This is a genomic window from Andreprevotia sp. IGB-42 (assembly GCF_009848685.1).
In the GTDB taxonomy this organism is placed as follows: Bacteria; Pseudomonadota; Gammaproteobacteria; order Burkholderiales; family Chitinibacteraceae; genus Andreprevotia.
Map to the genome: position 1 here is coordinate 281,175 of NZ_WXTX01000002.1, position 21,894 is coordinate 303,068.

The 21,894-nt window shown below is 61.7% G+C and carries 18 protein-coding genes; 9 read left to right on the top strand and 9 right to left on the bottom strand.

Annotation, left to right across the window (positions count from 1 at the left end):
- Window positions 1-33 precede the first annotated feature (33 nt).
- From IGB42_RS04080 to IGB42_RS04105, 6 genes are all read left to right on the top strand, one after another.
- Window positions 34-2,055, top strand: a complete 2,022-nt coding sequence (locus IGB42_RS04080) for a DUF2298 domain-containing protein (RefSeq protein WP_159667190.1) — start codon at window positions 34-36, stop codon at window positions 2,053-2,055.
- Between the two features lie 5 nt (window positions 2,056-2,060).
- Window positions 2,061-2,441: a GtrA family protein gene (locus IGB42_RS04085; protein ID WP_159667193.1), complete on the top strand. Its 381-nt coding sequence runs from the start codon at window positions 2,061-2,063 to the stop codon at window positions 2,439-2,441.
- Between the two features lie 4 nt (window positions 2,442-2,445).
- Window positions 2,446-3,390, top strand: a complete 945-nt coding sequence (locus tag IGB42_RS04090; protein ID WP_159667196.1) for a glycosyltransferase family 2 protein — start codon at window positions 2,446-2,448, stop codon at window positions 3,388-3,390.
- Between the two features lie 12 nt (window positions 3,391-3,402).
- Window positions 3,403-5,403 (top strand): hypothetical protein, encoded by a 2,001-nt coding sequence (locus tag IGB42_RS04095; RefSeq protein ID WP_159667199.1) that lies wholly within the window; start codon window positions 3,403-3,405, stop codon window positions 5,401-5,403.
- A gap of 280 nt (window positions 5,404-5,683) precedes the next feature.
- Window positions 5,684-6,775, top strand: a complete 1,092-nt coding sequence (locus IGB42_RS04100; protein WP_159667202.1) for an acyltransferase family protein — start codon at window positions 5,684-5,686, stop codon at window positions 6,773-6,775.
- A gap of 302 nt (window positions 6,776-7,077) precedes the next feature.
- Complete coding sequence (locus IGB42_RS04105; protein ID WP_159667205.1) at window positions 7,078-8,733, top strand: hypothetical protein; 1,656 nt, start codon at window positions 7,078-7,080, stop codon at window positions 8,731-8,733.
- 80 nt (window positions 8,734-8,813) lie between these two features.
- On the opposite strand, the gene IGB42_RS04110 is transcribed toward IGB42_RS04105, so the two are convergent.
- The 5 genes from IGB42_RS04110 to IGB42_RS04130 all read right to left on the bottom strand — a co-directional run bounded on the left by IGB42_RS04110 (window position 8,814) and on the right by IGB42_RS04130 (window position 13,327).
- Entirely contained in the window at window positions 8,814-10,142 is a 1,329-nt protein-coding gene (locus IGB42_RS04110) for an NAD(P)/FAD-dependent oxidoreductase (protein WP_159667208.1), read from the bottom strand.
- Window positions 10,139-11,143, bottom strand: a complete 1,005-nt coding sequence (locus tag IGB42_RS04115; RefSeq protein ID WP_159667211.1) for a lysylphosphatidylglycerol synthase transmembrane domain-containing protein — start codon at window positions 11,141-11,143, stop codon at window positions 10,139-10,141. The genes IGB42_RS04110 and IGB42_RS04115 overlap by 4 nt, the downstream gene beginning before the upstream one ends.
- Window positions 11,144-11,191: 48 nt before the next feature.
- Window positions 11,192-12,178 carry a glycosyltransferase family 2 protein gene (locus tag IGB42_RS04120; RefSeq protein ID WP_159667214.1) on the bottom strand — a complete coding sequence of 329 codons (987 nt, stop codon included), beginning with the start codon at window positions 12,176-12,178 and terminating at the stop codon, window positions 11,192-11,194.
- Between the two features lie 223 nt (window positions 12,179-12,401).
- Window positions 12,402-12,794: a GtrA family protein gene (locus IGB42_RS04125; RefSeq protein WP_159667217.1), complete on the bottom strand. Its 393-nt coding sequence runs from the start codon at window positions 12,792-12,794 to the stop codon at window positions 12,402-12,404.
- A gap of 140 nt (window positions 12,795-12,934) precedes the next feature.
- Entirely contained in the window at window positions 12,935-13,327 is a 393-nt protein-coding gene (locus IGB42_RS04130) for a YidB family protein (protein ID WP_159667220.1), read from the bottom strand.
- A 255-nt stretch (window positions 13,328-13,582) separates the two neighbouring features.
- Between IGB42_RS04130 and IGB42_RS04135 the strand changes: the two genes are divergently transcribed.
- The gene (locus tag IGB42_RS04135) at window positions 13,583-14,047 is read left to right on the top strand and encodes a hypothetical protein (RefSeq protein ID WP_201799816.1); all 465 of its coding nucleotides are present in this window, start codon (window positions 13,583-13,585) and stop codon (window positions 14,045-14,047) included.
- 256 nt (window positions 14,048-14,303) lie between these two features.
- Here the strand turns inward: IGB42_RS04135 and IGB42_RS04140 are convergent, their stop codons facing one another.
- Window positions 14,304-14,984 carry a pentapeptide repeat-containing protein gene (locus IGB42_RS04140; RefSeq protein ID WP_201799817.1) on the bottom strand — a complete coding sequence of 227 codons (681 nt, stop codon included), beginning with the start codon at window positions 14,982-14,984 and terminating at the stop codon, window positions 14,304-14,306.
- A gap of 199 nt (window positions 14,985-15,183) precedes the next feature.
- The gene (locus IGB42_RS04145; RefSeq protein ID WP_159667226.1) at window positions 15,184-16,158 is read right to left on the bottom strand and encodes a LysR family transcriptional regulator; all 975 of its coding nucleotides are present in this window, start codon (window positions 16,156-16,158) and stop codon (window positions 15,184-15,186) included.
- A 236-nt stretch (window positions 16,159-16,394) separates the two neighbouring features.
- Between IGB42_RS04145 and IGB42_RS04150 the strand changes: the two genes are divergently transcribed.
- Entirely contained in the window at window positions 16,395-17,456 is a 1,062-nt protein-coding gene (locus tag IGB42_RS04150) for an NAD(P)-dependent alcohol dehydrogenase (RefSeq protein ID WP_159667229.1), read from the top strand.
- A gap of 244 nt (window positions 17,457-17,700) precedes the next feature.
- Window positions 17,701-18,489 carry a DUF3750 domain-containing protein gene (locus IGB42_RS04155; RefSeq protein ID WP_201799818.1) on the top strand — a complete coding sequence of 263 codons (789 nt, stop codon included), beginning with the start codon at window positions 17,701-17,703 and terminating at the stop codon, window positions 18,487-18,489.
- A 94-nt stretch (window positions 18,490-18,583) separates the two neighbouring features.
- Here IGB42_RS04155 and IGB42_RS04160 read toward each other — a convergent pair whose 3' ends face one another.
- Both IGB42_RS04160 and IGB42_RS04165 read right to left on the bottom strand, forming a co-directional pair.
- The gene (locus tag IGB42_RS04160) at window positions 18,584-20,650 is read right to left on the bottom strand and encodes a bifunctional diguanylate cyclase/phosphodiesterase (protein WP_159667232.1); all 2,067 of its coding nucleotides are present in this window, start codon (window positions 20,648-20,650) and stop codon (window positions 18,584-18,586) included.
- Window positions 20,647-21,636: an EAL and HDOD domain-containing protein gene (locus tag IGB42_RS04165; protein ID WP_159667235.1), complete on the bottom strand. Its 990-nt coding sequence runs from the start codon at window positions 21,634-21,636 to the stop codon at window positions 20,647-20,649. The genes IGB42_RS04160 and IGB42_RS04165 overlap by 4 nt, the downstream gene beginning before the upstream one ends.
- Window positions 21,637-21,894: the final 258 nt, after the last annotated feature.

A 21,894-nucleotide genomic window follows, 5' to 3' on the forward strand; every position in this document is an offset into this window, starting at 1 on the left:
CCCGCCCTAGCCCATTCCGGTTCGAGATCAACCATGTCTGCCATTTACTACTTTTTCACGCTGGCGCTGATCCTGCTGCACTTTGCAGCGGTATCGGCGTTGCTGTCGCGCTGGGTGCAATCATTCCACGTGGCGCGTGCCGGCGGCATCCTGGCGTTCACGCTGGCGTGCTTCTTCATCGAGCACTTCCAGGGCCTGGGCAAGCTGGGCTGGCTGTGGCCGATCAGCACCGCGGGCTCGCTGGCGGTGCTGTGGTGGAACCGTGACAGGCTGAAAGCAGATCGCTTCATCCGCGCCGAACTGGTGTTCTGGGTGTTCGTGGCCTACGGGCTGGTGTGGAAATGGATTTTCCCCTCCATCTACCCGACATCCGAGCGCATTACCGACCTGTTCTTCATCACCAACTACCTGCCGGGCGCCACGCTGCCGCCGCCGGATCACTGGTTTCCGCAACGGGTATTCGATTACTACTACGCGTTCCAGCACTATGGCGCAGCGCTGATGGGGAGGATTTTCAATCTGTCGCCGGGCCTGTCGTACAACTTTGCCATGCCGCTGCTGATGGGCATGACAGTGGCGCTGACCTGGGATTTCGGCGGCCGTTTCATCCGCCATACCGGCTGGAAAGTATTGCTGGTGGCCACGCTGATCATCGGCGGCACCGGTGCCACCCCGTTCGTGCACCTGGTGCGCAGCGCGGATGCCGGCGCCTGGGGCGAATCCAACAACCGCATGTGGGGCAGCGCGCGCTTCATCGGCCTGTACGACCACGACCAGACCAATACCGAGATCGGCCGCAAGCTCTTCCTCAGCCAGCCGATCTCGCCGGGCTTCGAGCGGCGCGAGCTGCCGATGGAAGGCTTCGGCTACCAGTACTTCCTGGGTGACTACCACCCGCCGCTGGGGGGGTTCTTCCTGCTGGCGCTGGCATTGGCGCTGATCGGCATGCTGGAAAAAGGCGTGGGCAACCGCCGTGCCAATACCGCACTACTGGCGTTCAGCGTGCCCGTCACCATCGCCACCAATACCTGGATCTTCCCGCTGCAGGCGCTGCTGGTGGCGGGCTGGGCGATCTGGCGCACGCGCGACAAGAAAAGAACCGAGCCATCGGTTACTGATACCGACTGGCCGGCGCTGATTGCCGGCGGGCTGGTGTCTTTCATCCTGCTATACCCGTTCCTGGCCGGTTTTGCTGCCAAATCGCTGGCCACGCCGTTCAAGATCGTCCCGTGGGATGACCATACGCCGTGGCGGCAATTCCTGGCGCAACACTGGCCAATGCTGCTGATGATCGGTATCGGCATGGTCCGCAGCGAAACGCGCCGGCTGGCCACCTACTTTGCACTCGCTTTTGGTGCGATGCTGTTCGTTTCCGAATTCATCTTTGTGGATGATCCCTCCGGCGGCAAATACGAGCGCACCAACACTACGATGAAGTGGTGGGGCTGGATCTGGACCGGCGCGCTGATCTCGCTGGGCGGCATCCTGCTGGGCTCTCCATCGCGCGCAATACGCTGGGTGGTGGGTATTTCGCTGGCGATCACCTGCTATTACATCGTCGATGTGGGCAATTACATCTACTACTCGGCGTTTCAGGGCGAAGGTTCGCGGGACAAGGGCAAGCTGTACGCTCACGCAACCTATACCAACGACGACACCGCGCGCGACATGTTCCGTTACCTGAACACCGCGCCGGACGGCGTGGTGATGGAAAACCTGTATACCGACGCGTTCAACGACGGCACCGTGTACGCGATCTTCGCGGTGAAACCCTCGCTGCTGGGCTGGCCGTCGCACCTGATGACCTGGCATGGCAACGTGCCGGAGGCGTGGATCGTGCGCGATGGCATCCGCTCCTTCTACGCCGGCACGCTGCCGGACGCCCGTACCTGGCTGCTGGCGCATGACGTGCGCTACATCGTGTGGAATGCCAAGGACACCGCCAATACTGCCGCCTGGAGCAAGTGGCAACAGGAAATCGGCAGCAGCTATGCGTGGCTGAACTTCAGCCAGGCCGGCCAGCCGCCGGTGGGCTTCTGGGTACGCCGCCGGTGACCACCATGGCGCGCCCGGCAATCGGCCAGTTTGCCCGCTACGTGATTACCGGCGGGCTGTCGGCAGCCATGGAATACGGGCTGTTTGCGCTGACGCTCAAAGGCCTGGGCTGGCGCTATCTGGTGGCCAATACCGTGGTCTACCTGCTGGTGTTCGGCTTCAATTTCTGGCTGAACCGCAGCTGGACGTTCCAGTCGCGCGGCGGCATCCGCCGCCAGCTCACCGGCTACACCATCCTGCTCGGTTTCAACCTGCTGGCCAGTAACGCGGTGCTGTACGCGCTGTCGCACGGGCTGGGGCTTGATCCGCTATACGCCAAGCCCATCGTGATGGTCATGGTGGTGGGCTGGAATTTTGTGATCTACAAGCGCGTGATTTACAGGTGATGCCATGGGCAGACTCATTTCCATCGTAATGCCCGTGTACCACGAAGGCCCGCATATCGAGGCCAGCGTGCGCACCGTGCACGCACTGCTGGGTGAACACGGCATCGAGCATGAATTCGTGCTGGTGGACGATGGCTCGCGCGACAACAGCTGGGAAGCGTTGCAGCGGCTGTCGCAAGACCTGCCGGCCATCCGTGCCTTGCGGCTGTCGCGCAATTTCGGCAAGGAAGCCGCGCTATGCGCGGGGCTGGAAGCCACGCGCGGCGATGCCGTGGTGGTGATGGATGCCGACCTGCAGCACCCGCCAACCTGCATTCCGGAAATGGTCAGGCTATGGCGTGAAGGCTGGGATGTGGTCGAGGGTGTGAAGGCATCGCGCGGGCGCGAAAGCGGCACCTACAAGCTGGGTGCGCATGCGTTCTACAAGCTGTTCCACAAGCTGTCCGGCTTCGATCTGCGTGGTGCATCGGATTTCAAGCTGATGGACCGGCGCGCGGTCGATGCCTGGCAGGAGCTGACCGAGCGCGATACCTTTTTCCGCGGCATGTCGGCTTGGGTGGGCTTCAAGCGCTTCCGCCTGCCATTCGAGGTGGCACCGCGTACCGAGGGCGTCACCAAGTGGTCGCCGTGGAAGCTGGGCAAGCTGTTCATCTCGGCCATCACCGCGTTCTCGGCACTGCCGCTGCAGATCGTCACCTTGCTGGGCGGGGTGTTCTTCGTGGTGTCGCTGGGTATTGCCATCCAGACGCTGTACATGAAGTTTTCCGGCCATGCATTCAGCGGTTTTACCACGGTGATCCTGCTGCAGCTGATCATCGGCAGCGCGCTGATGTTCAGCCTGGGCATCATCGGCACCTATCTTGCGCGCATTTATGACGAAGTGAAGGGCCGCCCGCGCTACATCGTCAGCGAAGAAGCCCTTTCCAACCCCGATACCAAGAATCCCTGACCGGAGAGCGCCATGCCGGCCGTGCTGTACCTGCTGATTGTTTTCGTCCTGGGCGACCGCCTGCTGCGCGCCGCCTTCCCCTGGTTGCTCGATGTGCCGCAACGGCACAGCGTATTCGGCACTGCCATCCGCCTGCCGCAGTGGATGATCCGCCTGCCGGCTGCGTGGCTGCTGGGTGCGCTGGTGGTGAACTGGACCACCTTCTTTGCCTGCGACTTCGCTCGCAGCATGAAAACCGGTGCCTATCTCTCGCTGGTGCTGTTCGCGGTGATCGCCGGTGGGCTGATCTGGGCGGAACGCACCGGCTGGCTGGCGTGGCGGCAGAAAGGCCGCAGCGCGCTACGGGCGCTATGGAGCCTGGAAGGCGCGTATGTGCTCGGCGCGCTGCTGATTTCCAGCTTCATTGCCTGGCACACGCTGATGGTGAAAGATGGCGCGCTGTTCGTGGGCAGCACCGTGTGGAGCGATTTCGGCCCGCACCTGGCGATGATCCGCTCGTTCTCGTTTGGCGAGAATTTTCCGCCGCAATACCCGCATTACCCGGATGGCACCATCCGCTATCACTTCCTGTTCCAGTTCCTGACCGCCACGCTTGAAGCACTGGGTTTCCGTATCGACTGGGCGTTCAACATCCCCAGCATCCTGTCGCTGGTCAGCCTGTTCATGCTGCTGTACGTACTGGCGGTGGCCGTGGTGGGCTCGCGCCTGGCCGGTGTGCTGACCGGCGTGCTGTTCATTTTCCGCAGCTCGTTCGCATTCTTCAGCTTTGCCAAGGATCACCTCAACGGAGATCTGTGGACATCGCTGTGGAACGTATCGCTGCATATCGGCAAAACCCAGAACGAAAGCTGGGGGCTGTGGGCGCAGAACGTCTACGCCAACCAGCGCCATTTTGCGTTCTCGATTTCGGTGATGGTGCTGTTGCTGCTGGCCTTGCTGCCCTTGCTGCAGCAGAACATCGCGGCGCGCGCTGCCGCGCAGGGCTTCGGTGGCCGGCTGAAGGCCAGCTTTGCCACGCTCGATGGCTGGCTGGTGGGCGACTGGCGCCGCGCAGTCACGCTGGGCGTGCTGCTGGGCGCCATCGGTTTCTGGAACGGCGCAGTGGTGATCACCACGCTGATCGTGCTGTTCGTGCTGGCACTGGCCTGCAACCGCCGGCTGGAATTCCTGCTGATCGCGGTGATTGCTGTCGTGTTGTCGGTCTTGCAGTCCAAGCTGTTCATCGGGGGCGGTGCATCCGCAGTCAACCCGACCCTGTACTTCGGCTTCCTGGCCGAGTTCAAGACCTGGCCCGGCGTAACCGCATTCAATCTGGAGCTGCTGGGCGTATTCATCCCGCTGCTGCTGATCGCCGTTTGCGGGGCACCGCGCGGTACGCGCTGGCTGGCGCTGGCGTTCATGGCCCCGTTCATCTTTGCCAGCACGGTATCGCTGACCACCGATATCAACGCCAACCACAAGTTCATCATGATTGCGGTGATGCTGGGCAATGTGTTCATCGCCGCCCTGCTGGCACGCTTCTTTTTCAGCCGGGATGGCGCGCTCAAGGCGCTGGCCGTCTTGCTGACGGTGCTGCTGACCATCACCGGCTTCGTCGACCTCAAGACGCTGTACAACATGAACCAGGGCAATGTGGTGCTGCCGATGGACGACCCGGTAGTGAACTGGATCAAACAGAACACCAAGCCGCGCGATGTATTCCTTACCGATTTCTCGGTGTTGCATTCGGCCCAGTTTGCCGGGCGGCCGATCTATAACGGCTGGCCGTATTACGCGTGGTCTGCCGGCTACGACACCGAAACACGCGGCCGCTGGCAAAAGCAGATGTACAGCACCACCAGCCGCGAGGAGCTGCAGTTGATTGCCCGCGGCGAGCATATCAACTACATCGTGGTGGACGATGCCAACCGCAATTCACGCGAATATCCGACCAATGAAATCCTCATCGGCCAGACCTTTCCGCTGGTATTCAGCAGCCCCAAGGACAACACGCGGATTTACCGGGTGCAGTAAGGCCGGCGCTGCCGGTGTTGCAAAGAAAAAACCGGCCCGGCGCCGGTTTTTTTCATGTCATCCGTGAAGTCTCCACAGTGAGGAATCATTCGTATGATATTGATTAATAATAACTTTTTGCATTTAAACCACACCATTGGTGTATCCATGCCATCCGCATGTATCAGGCTTGATACATTTTGCTATCCTGCCTGCGAGGGTGTTAGCCAATAAGTCCACCGAAAGCCATCGACACCCGCCGAGTCAGCCAAATAAAAGCTGACCGTTCGAGGAGACGATGATGAGAAACACGCAATTCGACCTGATGCTGGCGATCGGCATCATTTTCGTGTTGATGGGGCATAGCCATCAACCTGCCTTCCTGTTCTATCCGGCCTATGCGTTCCACATGGGGCTGTTCTTTTTCATTTCAGGTTATTTCTTCAAGCCACCAGTCGCGCTGGCTGAAAAAGCCCGCTTCATTGCCAGAAAATCCCGCACACAGTTGCTGCCCTACCTTGCCTTGCTGCTGCTGTTTGGCGTGCTCACGCAATTGCTGCGCAAAGCCGGCCTGAACCTGGGGGCCGAGATGGACATGAACAGCCTGGTCTGGGGCGTGTTCGAGCGGGCAGATCAGTTCAACCTGTATCTGTCGGCCTGGTTCCTGATGACGCTATATCTGGTCAACGTGGTGGCGGCGATCGCATTCGGCAAGCAGCTCGGCCGCAACCTGGTGGTGATGCTCGTTGCCGCGGCGCTGTTTTACCAGTTGCTGGAGATGGGCAAACTCAACTACGGCGACTGGCACCTGCAACTGATCCGCTGCGGCTTCGGCTTTTTCTTCTTTGGCCTGGGTTACCTGTTCCGTGTGTTCGAGGCGGCGTTAAAACCGCTGCTACTCAAGCCTGCCGCGCTGATCGGCCTGTTTGTGCTGGTGAATGTGCTGAATGTGCATTTCGGCAACCTCAGCTACAGCATCCTGCTGGGCAATATCGGCAACGAGCTGGTGTGGGTACCTGTCCTGTCCACGCTGGCCATCATCCTGATGATCTACGCGGCAGCGCATTTCCTGGCGCAGATCTGCACCGAAAAATCGCTATTGCTGCTGATCGGCCGCAATACCTTCGCCATCATGATCTGGCATTTCTTTGCCTTCCTGCTGCTGAACCTGCTGCTGTTCGCGCTGGGTTTGGTGAAGTTCGAGCAGCTTTCGGATGTGTATTTCCGTTATCAACCGGAAAAGACCTGGGTGCTTTATCTGGCAGCCGGGCTGTTCATCCCGATCGGCATTGCCAAGCTGTACCGGCGCGCCATTCCCGCCGTGCAACGCTTTGCACTGGCCTCCGCAGCGTTGGCCAATGTGCAGGGCGAGGCCCGGGCCGATACGCCGTGACCACACAAGCGGGCATCAACCCGTTGCACGGTGCCGCCGGATAGGCGGATGCCGCAACAGCAGTCTGCCGGTAATACCGGGGTACGGTTGCAAGCCGGTTACCCGACAACCACAGGGGCGGCGCAGCTGGCACCTGTGGCCTTTCGAATCAAATGCCGGGGATATGCATTGCAGCCCCGCGAAGGACGGGTCATGCCTGAACTGCACCGCTTGCTTGCAAGGATAATGCCGCTGCTTGATGCCCATAAGCCAGCACCCGCCCCCTGCACCCGGCCAAGTCACGGTCGTCAGGACGGGTTGCCATGACAGCCGCCCTCATCTTGCTCCGTCGCCGGCAATGGCTGGAAATGGGCGTACTGGCAGCGCTGCTGCTGGTCTTTGTCTGGCAACTGGGCAGCTACCCGGGCTGGTTCGATCATATCCAGCCGCAGTCGATCTGGCCGCAGGTCAACCGGGTACTGGATGACACGCCCTATCCATTGCAAGGCTGGGCTGGCTGGCGCTGGCAGGATATGTACCAGCACAATGCCGGCCTTTCGCCGCTGTATGGCAGCCTGATCGAGCTGGGCTTGCGCCAGGGTGGCATGACACTCGGCGCGCTGCGCTGGCCGCAGGCGATTTTCAGCATCATCGCGCTGTGCCTTGCCTACTTTGCACTGCGCCGGCGCAGCAGCCTGGCTTTTGCCATTACGCTGGCCGTGTTGCTGGGTACATCGCCATGGTTTCTGGTGATGATGCGCTCGGGTGTGATCATCGGCTTCGGTGGCGCACTGCTGCTGGTTTGCCTCAGCCTGGTGTCGTTCCTGTTTCCACGCCTTGAGCAATTGCGAGCCCCGTGGCCGGCGCCACGACTGGCACCATGCTGGCTGGCTGCGCTGGCCGGTTTTTCGGTATCGCTACTGCCGTATGCGCATACATCGGTGCGCCTGCTGGCGGTATTGCTGGCGCTGGGCGTACCGCTTTGCTACCGCCTGATCGGCAAGAAGCAGGCGCTGGCCTTCGTGGCCGGGCTGCTGCCACTGTTGCTGGTGCAGCTGGGTGATCTGCACCAATCGTTGCACGTGTATTTTCTGGCTCGCGGCGAAAGCCTGCTGCACGTAGCCCGCGAGCAGGGCTCCGCCGAAGCGGCACGCACGTTCGTGATCAGCAAGGTGCTGGATAACATGCTGATCCTGGGCAAACTGCTGCTGGGCCTCAATGAGCCCGATAGCTGGTTCTCGGTCAATCTGGCCTTCAGCTACTGGCTGTCTGGCGAGGTGCTCTACCCCAAGTTTCTGGTGCCGTTTTTCCTCGCCGGCCTGCTGCGCAGTGGCTGGCTGGCATGGCGCCAGCGCAGCGCTGGCCACCTGTTGCTGTTGCTGTGGCTGGGCATTACCGTGGCGCCGGGGCTGATGTCCGGCATAGGCAGCCCCAACCAGGCACGGCTGTTTCTTGCAGTCTTCCCGCTGTATGCGCTGATCACGATCGGGCTGCTGGCTGCCTGGCAGTACCTGCGGCGCTGGCAAAGCATGCCGGTGCGCCCGCTGGCTGCCTGCCTGTTGCTGCTGATCGCGCTATACCAGGTGCACAATTTCTTCGGCTACGAGAAAGGTGGCATCGACGAGAAACCCAATACCTATGCGCAACTGCGCGCCGCCTACGACAGCAAGCTGCAGCAGTGCCCGCACGCGCTGTTCGTGCTGCACGAGTACCCGGAGTTCATGGTGTACAGCTACGTCACCATACGCTGGTTTGGCGGCCCGCCAATGCTGGCGGCGATGCGCTCGGGCCAGACCTGGCTGCTTGATTACCGCAATGCCGGGCAATTGCGCAGCTTGCTGCCACATGCAGCGCAGGTAGTGGTCATCAGCCAGAAAAACAGCGCGCAGCAGGCAGCTGCACTGCTCCAGGAAAGTATGGTGCTGCCCGATCATGGCATATCAGACGAAATCGAGATTTTCTCCCGCGGCTGCCCCTGAACCCGGGCATCAACAGGTGGCGCAACGGAAAAGGCCGACTGTAAAGTCGGCCTTTTGTATGGCTGCGCGTTTGCGCAGACTCAGGCGAGCGTTGCCGCCAGCTTCTGCCCCAGCTTGCGCCCCTCGCGGATTGCATAGTTGGTGCCGCGGTCTTCCGGGTAGATCTGCGCCATCGAGCACAGGTACAGGCCCGGCTTGGGGCCGGCTTCTGCCGGAATCAGCTCGCTATAGCGCTTTTCCACCACCGGCTGCGACCAGCGGGCTTTCCAGACGTTGTGGCGGATGATCCAGTCACGCTGAAACGCCGGGAACATCTTCTGGATATGCGGCAGCGCGAATTCCAGTACCTCGTCCGGGCTCATGCCGTACATCGCTTCGGTATGCGGCAGGTACTTGGACAAGTACACGATATGCCGGCCGCCGTAGGTTTCGGCGTGCTCGAAGTTGGTGTGCTCGATCACCGCCACGAACGGGAAAGTCGGGTCGTTGACGTTGAGCCAGTAGGTCTTGGACAGGCTCTCCTTCAACTCCAGCACCAGGCATACGTTGGCGAGGTAATGGATGCGGTTGAGCCGGGCCACGTAATCGGGCTCGGCCCAATCCTTGACCATGTCGGCAATCAGCGGCAACGCCGGCGTGGCAATCACGTTGTCTGCCAGCAACACGCCTTGTGGCGTATGCACGTGCCACACGCCATCGACCTGCTCGAACCGCTGCACCGGGGTGTTCTTGACGATGATGCCGCCCAGCGATTCGAACTTCGCCGCCAATGACTCGGCCAGTGCGACGAAACCGCCCTTGTAGTAGGCCAGGCGCTCCTCGCCGCCCTTGCCGCGCGAACCGCCGCGCAGCTTGAGCTTGTTCCAGAACCATACCGCGGAAATCTGGTCGGCCACCGGGCCGAACTTGCCCTTGAGCAACGGCTCCCACACTACCTTGTAGACTTTCTCGCCGCCCAGCTCGGTCAGCCATTCGGATGCAGTCTTGTTTTCCAGCTCCATCCAGTTGTCGACCTTGCGTGCGCGCAGCGCCAGCAGGCCCAGACGGATACGGTCAAGGAAAGGCAGCGGGGTGAACTTGAGCAGGTCCATCGGCGTGGACAGCTTGAAGAAGTTGTTGGCGAAGTACACCCCGGTATTGGTGGGGTTGATGGCCACGCGCTCGTTCAGGCCCAGCTCGTCGATCAGGCCCATGACGGCCAGATCGTTGGTAAACCAATGATGGTAAAAGCGGTCGAGTTTTTCGTCGCCCACGTCGAAGGCCGCGGCCAGGCCGCCGAGTTCGTTCTCGGCCTCCAGCACCGTCACTGCAATGCCCTTCTTGGCCAGTTCATAAGCGGCCGACAGACCGGAAAAGCCGCCGCCGATCACGGCCACACGGGTGCTGGAGGGAAGTGTGTTCTGAGTCATGATTGCGGGTCCGTCTGTAATTCGGAGTGAAGTTTCGGGGCACGATGCGTAATCAGGTAGAGCCCGCCCAGGATGGTGGGCGGTAGCCACAGCAATGCATGCACCAGCAGCGCAAAGGCAGTCGCAGCCGCGACGCTATTGGTATGCAACGCAGTCATCGCCAGTCTGACCGGGAAATCAAACGTACCCACATAGCCCGGCGTACTCGGTATCAGCGTTGCCAGCGTGCCCACCGGCAAAGCCAGCCACGCGAGGGCCGGCGTCACGATGGCGGGCAAGGCGAGAGCCGCGCAGTAAAACAAGCCGCCTTCCGCCAACCACGCAGCCAGCGACCAGCCCAACAACTTGAGCATGGTGGTGCCACGGGCGAGCTGCGCCAATGTGCCCAGGCCTTTGTCGGCCTCTTGCAGCAATCTGGCGCCTATGGCCGGCGCAAAGCGGCTGATCGATTTGATGCCCCACCGCACCAGCGGCGCAAACGACTGCGGAAACAGCAAGACGGTCAGGATGACCAGCGCAGCAGCAAACAGGAACCCGGCGCCAAAGCGCGCAAACGTTGCGGCATTGAGCTGGAAAGCCAGCAGCGCGCCGCCCAGCATCACGATCACCATCAGCAGATCGAGCAGCCGTTCGACAAACAGCGTGGCCAGCACCGTGCCCGAGGTGGTGCCAAGGCGGCGGTTGAAGGCGAATGCACGCATCACGTCGCCAGCGCGGAACGGCAACACGTTGTTCGCAGCGAAGCTCGCCAGAAAGGGGCCTGCACAGGCCATGCGCGTGAGTTGCGGCGCATCGTGCCGCAACATCGCATGCCAGCGCGAGATACGGCAGGCGTAGCCGACTGCAAAGGCCAGCAATGCCATGCCGATCCAGCCCGACCGCGCTGCGGCCAGCGTCTGGTACAGCGAGCCCCATTCCAGGTTGCGGGCGATCAGCCAGCAGAACACCACTGCCAGCGCGGCGCCGACGATCAGGCGCACGTAGGATTTTTTATTTTTCATGATGGACTTTTCAGGCGGGCCGGCCAGCAGTGGCCGGCATACCGCGCATTACTTGCGGTCGACCACCGGGCTGCGGCTGAACTGCGGCGCGTGCTCTTCCGGATAACCGATGTATTCCTGCACCACGTAGAGCGGGCGGCGTTTCACTTCGCTGTAGATGCGGCCGATATATTCACCCAGGATGCCCACGCACAGCAGCTGTACGCCCCCGATGAACAGCACCGCGATCATCAGCGCGGTCCAGCCTTCCACCCACACATTGGTGAATACGCGCAAGAACAATGCATACAGGATACCAGCCAGCGACAGCGCGGCGGCAGCCATGCCCAGGCCGATGGACATCTGCAACGGCTTGCTGGAGAACGACATGATGCCGTCGGTTGCAAACTTGAGCATCTTGCGCAGCGGGTACTTGGTTTCGCCGGCAAAGCGCTCGGCACGGCGGTACGGCAGCGCGGTCTGCTTGAAACCGGCCCAGCTGACCATGCCGCGCACGAAACGATCGCGCTCGGGCATGGCGCGGATCACCTCGACCACGTTGCGGCTCATCAGGCGGAAATCGCCGGTATCAAGCGGAATGGCCACGTCGGACAATTTGTTGAGCAAGCGATAGAACGCCAGCGCGGTAGCACGCTTGAAGGCGGATTCACCCGGCCGCTCGGTACGCACGCCATAAACCACGTCATACCCTTCGCGCCATTTGGCGATCATCTCGCCAACCACTTCGGGCGGATCCTGCAGGTCGGCATCGATCAGCACCACGGCATCGCCACGCGCGGCATCGATACCGGCGGATACCGCAATCTGATGGCCGAAATTGCGCGCAAAGCCCACGATACGGATGTGCGGGTTACGCTGCACCTCTTCTTTCAGCAGCGCACGCGTGCGGTCACGGCTGCCATCGTCGACAAAAATGAGCTCGACATCCAGATCGGTCAGCGTGGTGCAGAATGCGTTCAGCCGCTTGATCGTTTCCTGTATGACTTCTTCTTCGTTGTAGCAGGGCACAACGATAGACAGCAGCGGGTGCTTCATTCCTCATCCTCTTCCAGGGGGCGAGGATGGCGCATACCGGTGCCCGCGTGCGCAGCTGCGCGTGCCCGGACCCGGCCTGTCTTTCCACCCTCGATTATTTTTGTAGTGTCAGCCCGTCCCTTACAGGATAAGCCGCGAAGGCATTGATACCATATTCAAACGCTGGCTACCAGCACTTGGCATGTGATGCAGCCTACCTTTGCATGCTACTCCATGACGCCAGCTAGGCCGCTGGCGGTTTTTCCCTGAATGCCCACAAGCGGCTACCGGTGAAATGCCAGATAAAGCAGATTCCGGTAGTGATCACCTGTGCCAGCAGGTAGTGGATGATCAGATGGCTGGTAAACAGCGCCATCAGCGCATAGTTGAGCAACCAGCCCACTGCCAGCACCGCGTAGTAGCGTGATGCCGCATGCAGATGCGATTTGCTGCTCTGGAAGGTAAACAGGTAATTGAGGGTGTAATTGAACAGTGACCCCAGCAGGAAACCGACGGCCGAGGCCACGGGTGGGGAAACATAAAGGTAACGCACACCCACCACCAGCGTCAGGTACTGGACGGCGGTGCCCACCAGACCCACCGAAGCGGCGCGCAGCATCTGGGTGCGCCAGCTCATTGCATCCTGCCTAGTCGTTTCATTGCCATGCCGTCGAATTCTTCACTGCTGATCGTATCAGCGCCGAACCATAACAAGCACGGGCATGCCAAGGCAACGGCAACCACGCAGCAGGCGTGGCTGCCGTATCCTGCAAAACCTCAGCCGAACAGGCTTTTCACACTGCCGAGCACACCGGCAATGCCCGCATCATCGGCTGGCAACTCGCCGCCAGGCGTGAGCCCGTCCACCAATTGCGGCAATACGCCGGACAGCTGATCTGCCGCTTGGGCCGGATCGATGCCAAGCTTCCGGGCAATGCTGGTCACCGCATCGCTGCCCAGCACGGACTGGATCTGCTCTGCTGAAATGGGCAGGTTCTGACCGGAAGAAATCCATGACTGGGCCACTTCGCCCAGGCCGCCTTGCTGGAACTTGCTGATCAGGCCAGACAGCCCGCCCTGCTGTTCCAGCAATTGCGACAAGGAGCCCGCAACGCCTTCCTGCCCATCACCTTGCCCAAACAATCCACCCAGTTGATCCAGCAAGCTCATCACGCCACTCCGGTTTGCGAGCGGAGGAACCGCCCGATATGACAAATTTAACGGGTATGTATGACGTTTGCATGTAAGACAGCCAGACGGAAAAAGCCTGCGAGTTGTGCTCAACGCCACCGGGAACACAGTGGTTGACACTGCAAACCAACCGTCACACAGCCCGCACCAAGCCTCACAGACAGCGGGTTTGCGCGGTGCAATCCTGCAGTTGTGGCAGGGCAGGTGCCCGCCAAACTGTTCCGGAGAACAAAAATGAAACTGTTTCGCAACCTCATGCTGGCACTGACCGCTACCGGCCTGCTGCTGACTGGCACCGCTTTCGCTGCCGATGCATCCGCACCGGCCAAGAAAACCGAACACACGCACCATGCCAAGAAGCATGCGTCGGCACCACAGAAAGCCCAGGCCAAGAAACACGCGAAGAAAGCCTCCGAGCCGCAGAAAGCCCAAGCGAAGAAGCACAGCAAGCATGCATCCGCACCACAAAAGGCTCAAGCCAAGAAGCACAGCAAGCACGCATCCGCACCGCAAAAGGCTCAGGCCAAGAAGCACAGCAAGCACGCATCCGCACCGCAAAAGGCTCAAGCCAAGAAGCACGCCAAGCACGCATCCTCGCCGCAGAAGGCTCAAGCCAAGAAGCATGCCAAGCACGCATCCGCGCCGCAAAAGGCTCAAGCCAAGAAGCACAGCAAGAAGCACGCTCAGCACAACGGCTGATCTGGCTGCGACGGGTATCCGGACGGAAAACTGCCGCCCACGGTTGATCTGCGATCAGCATGTGGGCGCCGGTAACGGCAAAGGTTCCAGCATCGCACGTAGTCAGCTGTTGACTACGGCAGGCGCCAGCGGCAACGCTGGTGCCTTTTTTAATGGTGCGGCAAGCCACAGCGGCAATTGCTCCCATGGGCAGATCAGACGCCTGCAGCGCCAGCCATCTGCCACGCAAAGCACAAGCCACGGCAGCGCCGCCTGACTAGGCCACCCGCAATCCAAGCGCCTCGAGAATATCCGCTGCCTGGCTGTACGAGATCACCGCCCCCTGGAACAGCTTCCCGTCCAGCAGCTTCAGCCCGCCAATCTGCACCTCGCGCAGGTCGGCGCCATTGAAGCGCGCCAGGCGGGTTTCCGCGTTGCGCAAGCTGCCGCCCAGAAATACTGCCTCGCGGAAATCGCAGCCGGACAGATCGGCATCGGAAAAATCAAGCTGATCCAGCCGTGCCTTCTTGAACGACATATTGCTCAGGTTGGCGCCCACCAGCAGTGTCTCGGCAAAGTGCAGCCCCAGGCTGGTCACGTCCTCGAAATTTGCCCCGGTCAGCTTGCAACCGGTGAATGACGTGGATGACATCCGGGCGCGGCGCCACGCGGTGTTGTTCAGATCACAGCTTCTGAACCCGGCATCCGCCAGGTTGGCCGCAGCAAAATCGGCACTGCCACCGCGGCATGATTGCCAGACGGTTTGCGTGAGGTTGGCCCCCAGCCAGCTGGTACCCGGGAAAAAACAGCGCGTGAAGCGGCAATCGCTCAGGTCCAGCCGCGAGAAATCTTCATCTTCGAATGTGCAGTCTTCCAGCAGCAGCGGCGTGCTGGCTGCGGCAATGAGGGATTGCATGCGGGCGCGGGTGATCGCCTCGCCGGTTACGGGGTCAGACACGGCAGGATTCCAGGTTGGCGCATGCCGCAAGTTTGTAGGCACTACGGCGCGCAATGCGGGGGCCAGCATTATACGCCCGCAGGCAGGACTTCCGGACCGTCTTGTACGCAACCAGCCTGCTACCAGGTGCGGCGGTGGCATCGCCCTGGGCGGTCGGGCCCATGACCACACACATCCCGCACGGCCATGCCTCATGGCCTCACTTGCGCCGCAGTGCCAGCTTGCGTGCCGTGGCCTCGGCCAGGGCCAGTTCGCGGGGGGCGATGATCAGGCCGGCATCACCGGATAGCCGCTCCACCACCAGATCGATGAAGGCACGCACCCGCGTAGGCTGTGCGGAACGGCTGCCGTAATACAGGTACACGCCCAGGTGATCGGTCATGTGCTGCATCAGTACCGGAAACAGCCGTCCGGCTCGGATATGCTGTGCCACCGCAAAGCCCGGTAGCTGGGCCATCACCTGCCCGGACAGCACTGCCTGCATTTCCAGTTCGGCATCGTTGGTGGACAACGCAAACGGCACCTTGTGATGGATGATTTCGCCATCGCGCTGCAGATACCACGGCAATAATTGCCCGGTACCCGGGTGACGGAACACATTGCTGCGATGCGTGGCCAGGTCTTCCAGCGTTTGCGGTGCACCATGGCGCAACAGGTATTCCGGTGCCGCGCAGATGATCAGCTGCACCGGAAACAAGCGGCGGGCAATCAGGCCGTCGTCGGGCGGCGTGCCGATGCGGAAACCCACGTCCACCCTGTCCTGCACCCAGTTGCCGATACTGTCGTCCAGCTGTACATCGGGCTGCACATCCGGATGCTGGCGGCAAAATTCGTCGATCACCGGCCACAACAATGGTGCGAAGGTGGAACGGGGGCCAACGATGCGTAGCGGCCCGGCAATCTCGTCCTTGGCAGTACGTACCCGCTGCAGTGCACGTTCCAGCGCGGCCAGTGCGGGCTGCGCCGCCTCCAGGAAGTGCTTTCCCTCATCGGTCAGCGCGATATTGCGGGTAGTCCGGTGCAACAGGCGCACGCCAAGATGCTGCTCCAGTTGCGCCAGCGCCTGGCTGACTGCCTGCGGCGTCATGCCCTGCGCCGAGGCCGCCTTGCGCAAGCTGCCCAGTTCGACGGCCTTGGCAAAGGTGGCAATGGCGCGCAATTCGTTGATAGGCATGGGCAATACTCAGGATGGCATGGCGCCATTATCAATAAATACTTGCTTCTGCTTCAAGATTTTATCAGCTAGTTATGTGATAGCGAACCGCCTAAAGTTCAGTTCGATGTCGTGGGCGGCCACTCCGGTTGCCGCAACCCATGGCCACCGCTTTCCGCAGCGCCCTGCCCGCATCACGGGCAGGGCTGATCCGTTCCTACCCGAAACCCGATCGCAACCATCAGCAAGAGGACGCCATGACCACCAATACCCGTGCCTACGCCGCCACATCCGCCACCAGCCCGCTGACGCCGTACCGCTTCAATCGCCGCAACCCGCGCAACGACGATGTCGTGATCGACATCCTTTACTGCGGCGTATGTCACTCCGACCTGCACACCGCGCGCAACGACTGGGGCTGGAGCAGCTACCCCATCGTGCCCGGCCACGAGATCGTCGGCCGCGTCACCAGCGTGGGTGCGGACGTTACCCGCTTCAAGGTGGGCGATCATGTGGGCGTGGGCTGCATGGTCGATTCCTGCGGCCACTGCCCGGCTTGCGCACATGGCGATGAACAGCATTGCGCGGAAGGCTCGACCTTCACCTACGGCGGCATCGACCGCGTTGACGGCAGCATGACGCAGGGCGGCTACTCCGACCAGATCATCGTCAAGCAGGAATTCGTCGTCCGCGTGCCGGACGGGCTGGACCTGAAAGGCGCCGCGCCGCTGCTGTGTGCCGGCATCACCACCTGGTCGCCGCTGAAGAACTGGCATGTGGTAGCGGGCAGCAAGGTTGCCGTGGTGGGGCTGGGTGGCCTCGGCCACATGGCCATCAAGCTGGCCAAGGCCATGGGCGCCGACGTGACACTGTTCACCCGCTCGGCCGGCAAGGAAGACGATGCCCGCCGCCTGGGCGCAGACCATATCGTGTTGTCTACCGACGATGCGCAGATGGCGGAAGTCGCCGGCCGTTTTGACCTGATCGTCGACACCGTGCCGTATGCACACGATACCAATCCGTATATCCCGACGCTCAATTACGGCGGCACGCTGGTCTTGGTGGGCTACTTGGGCCCGCTGGAACCCGCACTCAACTCCATGCCCATGGTGCTGGGGCGCAAGGCCGTGGCCGGCTCGCTGATCGGCGGCATTGCCGCCACGCAGGAAATGCTCGATTTCTGCGGCGAGCATGGCATCACCGCGGATATCGAAGTGATCCGCATGGAGGAGATCAACGACGCCTACGAGCGCATGCTCAAGAGCGACGTGAAATACCGCTTCGTGATCGACATGGCCTCGCTCAAGGAAGCGGCATAAGCGGCAGGCCCTCAGGCCGGCCAGAACGGATGGGCAACCATTCCGGCGCTGGCCGGTCTTGCATGACGATGCCACACCTGGAAGGCCCGCACTGCGGGCCCTTCCCTTTTTGGCCGTGCCATCAAACACGCCACGCCGCGTGGTGCAATCAGGGTCAGCATGCCGGGCATCCGGCGCGCCATGCCCATAGAGCGCCGCCTGCCGCCGGGCTGCATACTGCATGACTTGAACAGGAAACCCGCCTTTGACGCCGAAGAAAAAACGCCACGGCTACCGCATTGCCTGCAGCACGCTGGCCGTGATCGCCGTGTCTTTCGGGCTGAGCCTTGCCAACGCATCGCAAGCCGAGCGCCCTGCCACGCAAACCTGGATGACCGCGCCGCGCCACTCCGCCGGCATCGCCCCTGATCCGGCCACGCTGGCCGACACCGCCATCGTGCAGGTCTACACCGCCACCACCTATGGCTGGCGGGGTTTGTTTGCCGTGCACCCGTGGATCATCTTCAAGCGCACTGGCGACACCGCGTACACGCGCTACGAAGTCGTCGGCTGGCGTGGCGATGACGTAGTGCAGCGTGACTATGCGCTACCTGATGGCCTGTGGTTCGGCGCGCAGCCACAGCTGCTGGTCGAGCATCGCGGCCAGAACGTGGACGCCATGATCAGCCGGATCGAGGCGGCCATTACCAGCTACCCGTTTCCGCATGTCTATCACGCGTACCCCGGCCCCAACAGCAACACCTTCCTGGCCCACATCGGTCGGGAAGTGCCCGAGCTGGGCCTCGATCTGCCGGCCAACGCCATCGGCAAGGATTACCGCGCCATCACCAACCCGGTGGGCCTGTCGCCATCCGGCCGCGGGCTGCAGGCGTCGGTACTCGGCCTGCTCGGCTTCAATATCGGGCTCGAGGAAGGCATCGAGATCAACCTGCTGGGGCTGGATCTGGGCGTGGACCTGAACCGCCCGGCGCTACGCCTGCCGTTCATAGGCCGGCTGGGCATGGACGACACCACGCAGATCGATCACGACTGACCCGGGCTAGCGGCCGCTTGCAAGCCGCGATCTGCAAGCATTGGCAGCGCGAAGCCCTCGGTCCAAGCGTCAGAGCAGCGCGCAGCGGCTCAGCTCACGCCAGGTTCTTTACCGCCAGCAAGGGCGTGAAGCGCGCCTCGGGCAATGGCGGGTGGAAATGGAAGCCCTGTGCCATTTGGCAACCCAGCGAGCGCAGGAAGGCGGCCTGCTCGGCGGTTTCCACGCCTTCCGCGATCACGCCCAGCCCCAGGTTGTCGGCAATGTCGATGATGGAGCGCACGATGGCTTCATCACGCCGCGTGCCGGGCACGTTGCGGATGAAGGAGCGATCGATCTTCAGGTAGTCGATGGAAAACTGCTGCAGATAGGTCAGGTTGGAATAACCGGTGCCGAAATCGTCCAGCGCAAAGCTGCAGCCGGCCTCGCGCAGCTGCAGCAGCATGGCTTCCAGCCGCTCGTTGTTGCGCATCAGCACCGTTTCGGTCATTTCCAGTTCCAGCCGGCCCGGCGGGATGTTGTGCTCGGCAATCAGCCGCGTCACCGTCTCGGCAAACATCGGGCGGAACTGCAGGCCGGATACATTGATGGCCAGCCGCTGCATGTGCACGCCAGCCGCATCCCACGCACTGAGCTGGCGCAATGCTTCTTCCACCACCCAGGCGCCGATCGGCACGATCAGCCCGGTTTCCTCGGCAAACGGGATGAAATCCACCGGCGACACATAGCCCTTCACCGGGTGCTTCCAGCGCAGCAGCGCCTCCGCGCCCACGATACGGCCAGTGCCCAGATCAAGCTGCGGCTGGTAGAACAGCTCGAACTCGCGGCGCTCCAGCGCAAAGCGCAGATCGGTTTCCAGTTTCAGGCGTTCCAGCGAGCGGCGATTCATTTCGTTGGAATAGAACAGGTGCGCGTGGTTGCCCTGCTTGGCGCGGTACATGGCAACCGATGCCTGGTTGATCAGCTTCTCGGCATCCAGCCCGTCATCCGGATACACGCTGATGCCGATATTGGCCAGTAACGCCACCTCGGTCGCCACGCCGTGGAAATCGATCATGAACGGCTCGTCGATCCGGCGCAGGATACGCTCGGCCACGATCACTGCATCTTCACGCTGTTGGATATCGAATAGTGCGATATAGAATTCGTCGCCGCCAAACCGCGATACCACGTCCTCTTCGCGCAGGCATTCCTTGATGCGCGATGCCATTTCCGCCAGCAGCCGGTCTGCGCCGCTATGGCCGAAGGAATCGTTCACATCCTTGAAGCCGGCGATATTGAAGCACAGGATGGCGCCGTGCCGGTGATAGCGGCGTGCCTCGGCCAGCGCCTGTTCGATCAGGATGAACAGCAATGCACGGTTGGGCAGCGTGGTGAGCGTGTCGTAATACGCCAGCCGGTGGATTTGTGCTTCGGCAGCGCGACGCTCGGTCAGGTCGGTGAAGACCGCCAGGTAATGCGTGAGCTGGCCGCGCTCGTTATGCACTGCGGTGACATTGAGCCAGACCGGGTAATCATCGCCACTGGCACGCGTATCGGTCAGCTCGCCTTCCCAGTGCCCCACTGCGGCGAGCGCGGCATCGACCTCGCCCCGGGTGCGCGGGTTGATATGGCCTTCACGCAGGAAGCGGGGGGTTTTGCCTATGGCGTCGGCCGCCTTGTAACCGGTTACCCGCTCGAATGCCTGATTGACGATCACGATCGCGTGTTGCGCATCGATCACCGCTACCGCATCGTTGGCTTTCTCGAAAATCAGCCCGTACAGGCGGTTTTTTTCTTCGGCAGCCAGCCGGTCGGTAATATCACGCAAATAGCCGATCATGTAGATCGGCCGGCCCTGCGCATCCCGCGTCAGCGACAGGTGCACGTTGGCCCAAAATGCTTCGCCGTTCTTGCGCCGGCGCAACACTTCCATCTCGCCACGACCATGCTGCAACACGGTGTTCAGCAGCTCCGCCTCGCGCTCGCTCTCGTTCGCGTACAGCAGCAGCAGGTGCTGGCCGATGATCTCGCTGGCGGCATAACCGAACAGGCGCTCCGCACCGCGGCTCCAGCCGGTGATATAGCCATCCAGATCCAGTGTCAGCAGCGATGCTTCCAGCGAGCCGAGCAGGCTTTGCGGCAAGTGGATATCGGCCGGCAATTCCTCCGGGGTCAGCATCATGCCGCCACCGTGCTGAACAACTGCCGTGTCCACGCCACGGCGGCCACTTCCCCCGCCAGCCAGTTGCGCCAGCCGGCATTGCCGGGCCAGTCGTCGAAATCTTCGGTGATGCCGTGTTCAAAGCGGCAGATCCGGTACAGCGCTTGCCCCAGTTCACCTTCGTAGTTGATCAGAGCGCGCGTCACTGCATCGGGCAGCGGCAATGGCTTGATCAGCTCTGCCAGCGGTACGCCGAACAGGCAATCCAGGCACGACAGCATGCCGGTGAAAAAAGCGCTGTCCGGCGGGCAATCGCCCAGCCAGCCCTGCCCGGCCCATGCTTCCAGCCGGCGCGCGCGCAATGCGGCCACCACCAGCAACGGCGGCACGGTCTCGCCGGGGCCGAATTGCTCGGCGTACATCAAGAGTTGCAACCAGCGCTGCAATTGCCGGCGCCCCAGCAGCGTAATGGCCTGGCGCAGGCTGCCTGCCTTCACGGTGCCGCTGATGGCCACCGAATTCACCAGCCGCAGCATGCTGATGGTCAATTGCGGGGCCTTGGCGAACACGGCCTCCAGATCCTGGCTATCTGCATCGCGGGCAATCAGCCCCAGCAGCTCCAGCAACACCGGCTGCGTGGGTTGAGGCTTGCTGCCACGTGCACTGGCCACCGTCGGCCATGCGCCACTGCACCAGGCACCGGCGGGCAGCGCGGCAAAAATGGACAGGTTGTGTACTGCAGGCATGAACAGCGGGCTGCCCGCTGGCGGCAGCTTGTCGACACAGTCGATCTGCAGCACGGCGTTTTCCGGCACCGCTTGCGTTGCGTCGGTGCAAATGCTGATCAGCTTGCCGGTGTCGGCACCGGACGGCAGCAGCGCTGCCGGATAGAGCAATGGCAGATCACGCAGCACGTATTCGGCGGCTATGGCATCGAGCACCAGCGGCAATACGGCAGGATCGGAATGCAGCCGCAAACCCACCCAACTGCGGTCGGTGCGCCACACGGGCTCTAGTAAGGTTCGGACAGGAAGTTTGGGCTGCATCGCACATCGGTTTCAGTAACTCCCTAACACCCTAGCCAGCCTCGCTTACAACAGCAAGTGCTGAATGACAGAACCTGCCTTTCAGATTTCAGCCGGTCATCGGCAAACAGCGTGCTGTAACCCGCAAAGCGGCTTGCCGTCAGGGTTATTCCCGATAACGGTCGTTATCTGCCCCACCTAGCATTCTGCTGTTAAGCAGTCGTTTCAATGCACTCTGGA

Excerpts from the sequence above, each read along its gene's own strand:
- IGB42_RS04080 (WP_159667190.1), top strand. The coding sequence starts at position 34 with ATGTCTGCCATTTACTACTTTTTCACGCTGGCGCTGATCCTGCTGCAC.
- IGB42_RS04085 (WP_159667193.1), top strand. The coding sequence starts at position 2,061 with ATGGCGCGCCCGGCAATCGGCCAGTTTGCCCGCTACGTGATTACCGGC.
- IGB42_RS04090 (WP_159667196.1), top strand. The coding sequence starts at position 2,446 with ATGGGCAGACTCATTTCCATCGTAATGCCCGTGTACCACGAAGGCCCG.
- IGB42_RS04095 (WP_159667199.1), top strand. The coding sequence starts at position 3,403 with ATGCCGGCCGTGCTGTACCTGCTGATTGTTTTCGTCCTGGGCGACCGC.
- IGB42_RS04100 (WP_159667202.1), top strand. The coding sequence starts at position 5,684 with ATGAGAAACACGCAATTCGACCTGATGCTGGCGATCGGCATCATTTTC.
- IGB42_RS04105 (WP_159667205.1), top strand. The coding sequence starts at position 7,078 with ATGACAGCCGCCCTCATCTTGCTCCGTCGCCGGCAATGGCTGGAAATG.
- IGB42_RS04110 (WP_159667208.1), bottom strand. The coding sequence starts at position 10,142 with ATGACTCAGAACACACTTCCCTCCAGCACCCGTGTGGCCGTGATCGGC.
- IGB42_RS04115 (WP_159667211.1), bottom strand. The coding sequence starts at position 11,143 with ATGAAAAATAAAAAATCCTACGTGCGCCTGATCGTCGGCGCCGCGCTG.
- IGB42_RS04120 (WP_159667214.1), bottom strand. The coding sequence starts at position 12,178 with ATGAAGCACCCGCTGCTGTCTATCGTTGTGCCCTGCTACAACGAAGAA.
- IGB42_RS04125 (WP_159667217.1), bottom strand. The coding sequence starts at position 12,794 with ATGAGCTGGCGCACCCAGATGCTGCGCGCCGCTTCGGTGGGTCTGGTG.
- IGB42_RS04130 (WP_159667220.1), bottom strand. The coding sequence starts at position 13,327 with ATGAGCTTGCTGGATCAACTGGGTGGATTGTTTGGGCAAGGTGATGGG.
- IGB42_RS04135 (WP_201799816.1), top strand. The coding sequence starts at position 13,583 with ATGAAACTGTTTCGCAACCTCATGCTGGCACTGACCGCTACCGGCCTG.
- IGB42_RS04145 (WP_159667226.1), bottom strand. The coding sequence starts at position 16,158 with ATGCCTATCAACGAATTGCGCGCCATTGCCACCTTTGCCAAGGCCGTC.
- IGB42_RS04150 (WP_159667229.1), top strand. The coding sequence starts at position 16,395 with ATGACCACCAATACCCGTGCCTACGCCGCCACATCCGCCACCAGCCCG.
- IGB42_RS04160 (WP_159667232.1), bottom strand. The coding sequence starts at position 20,650 with ATGATGCTGACCCCGGAGGAATTGCCGGCCGATATCCACTTGCCGCAA.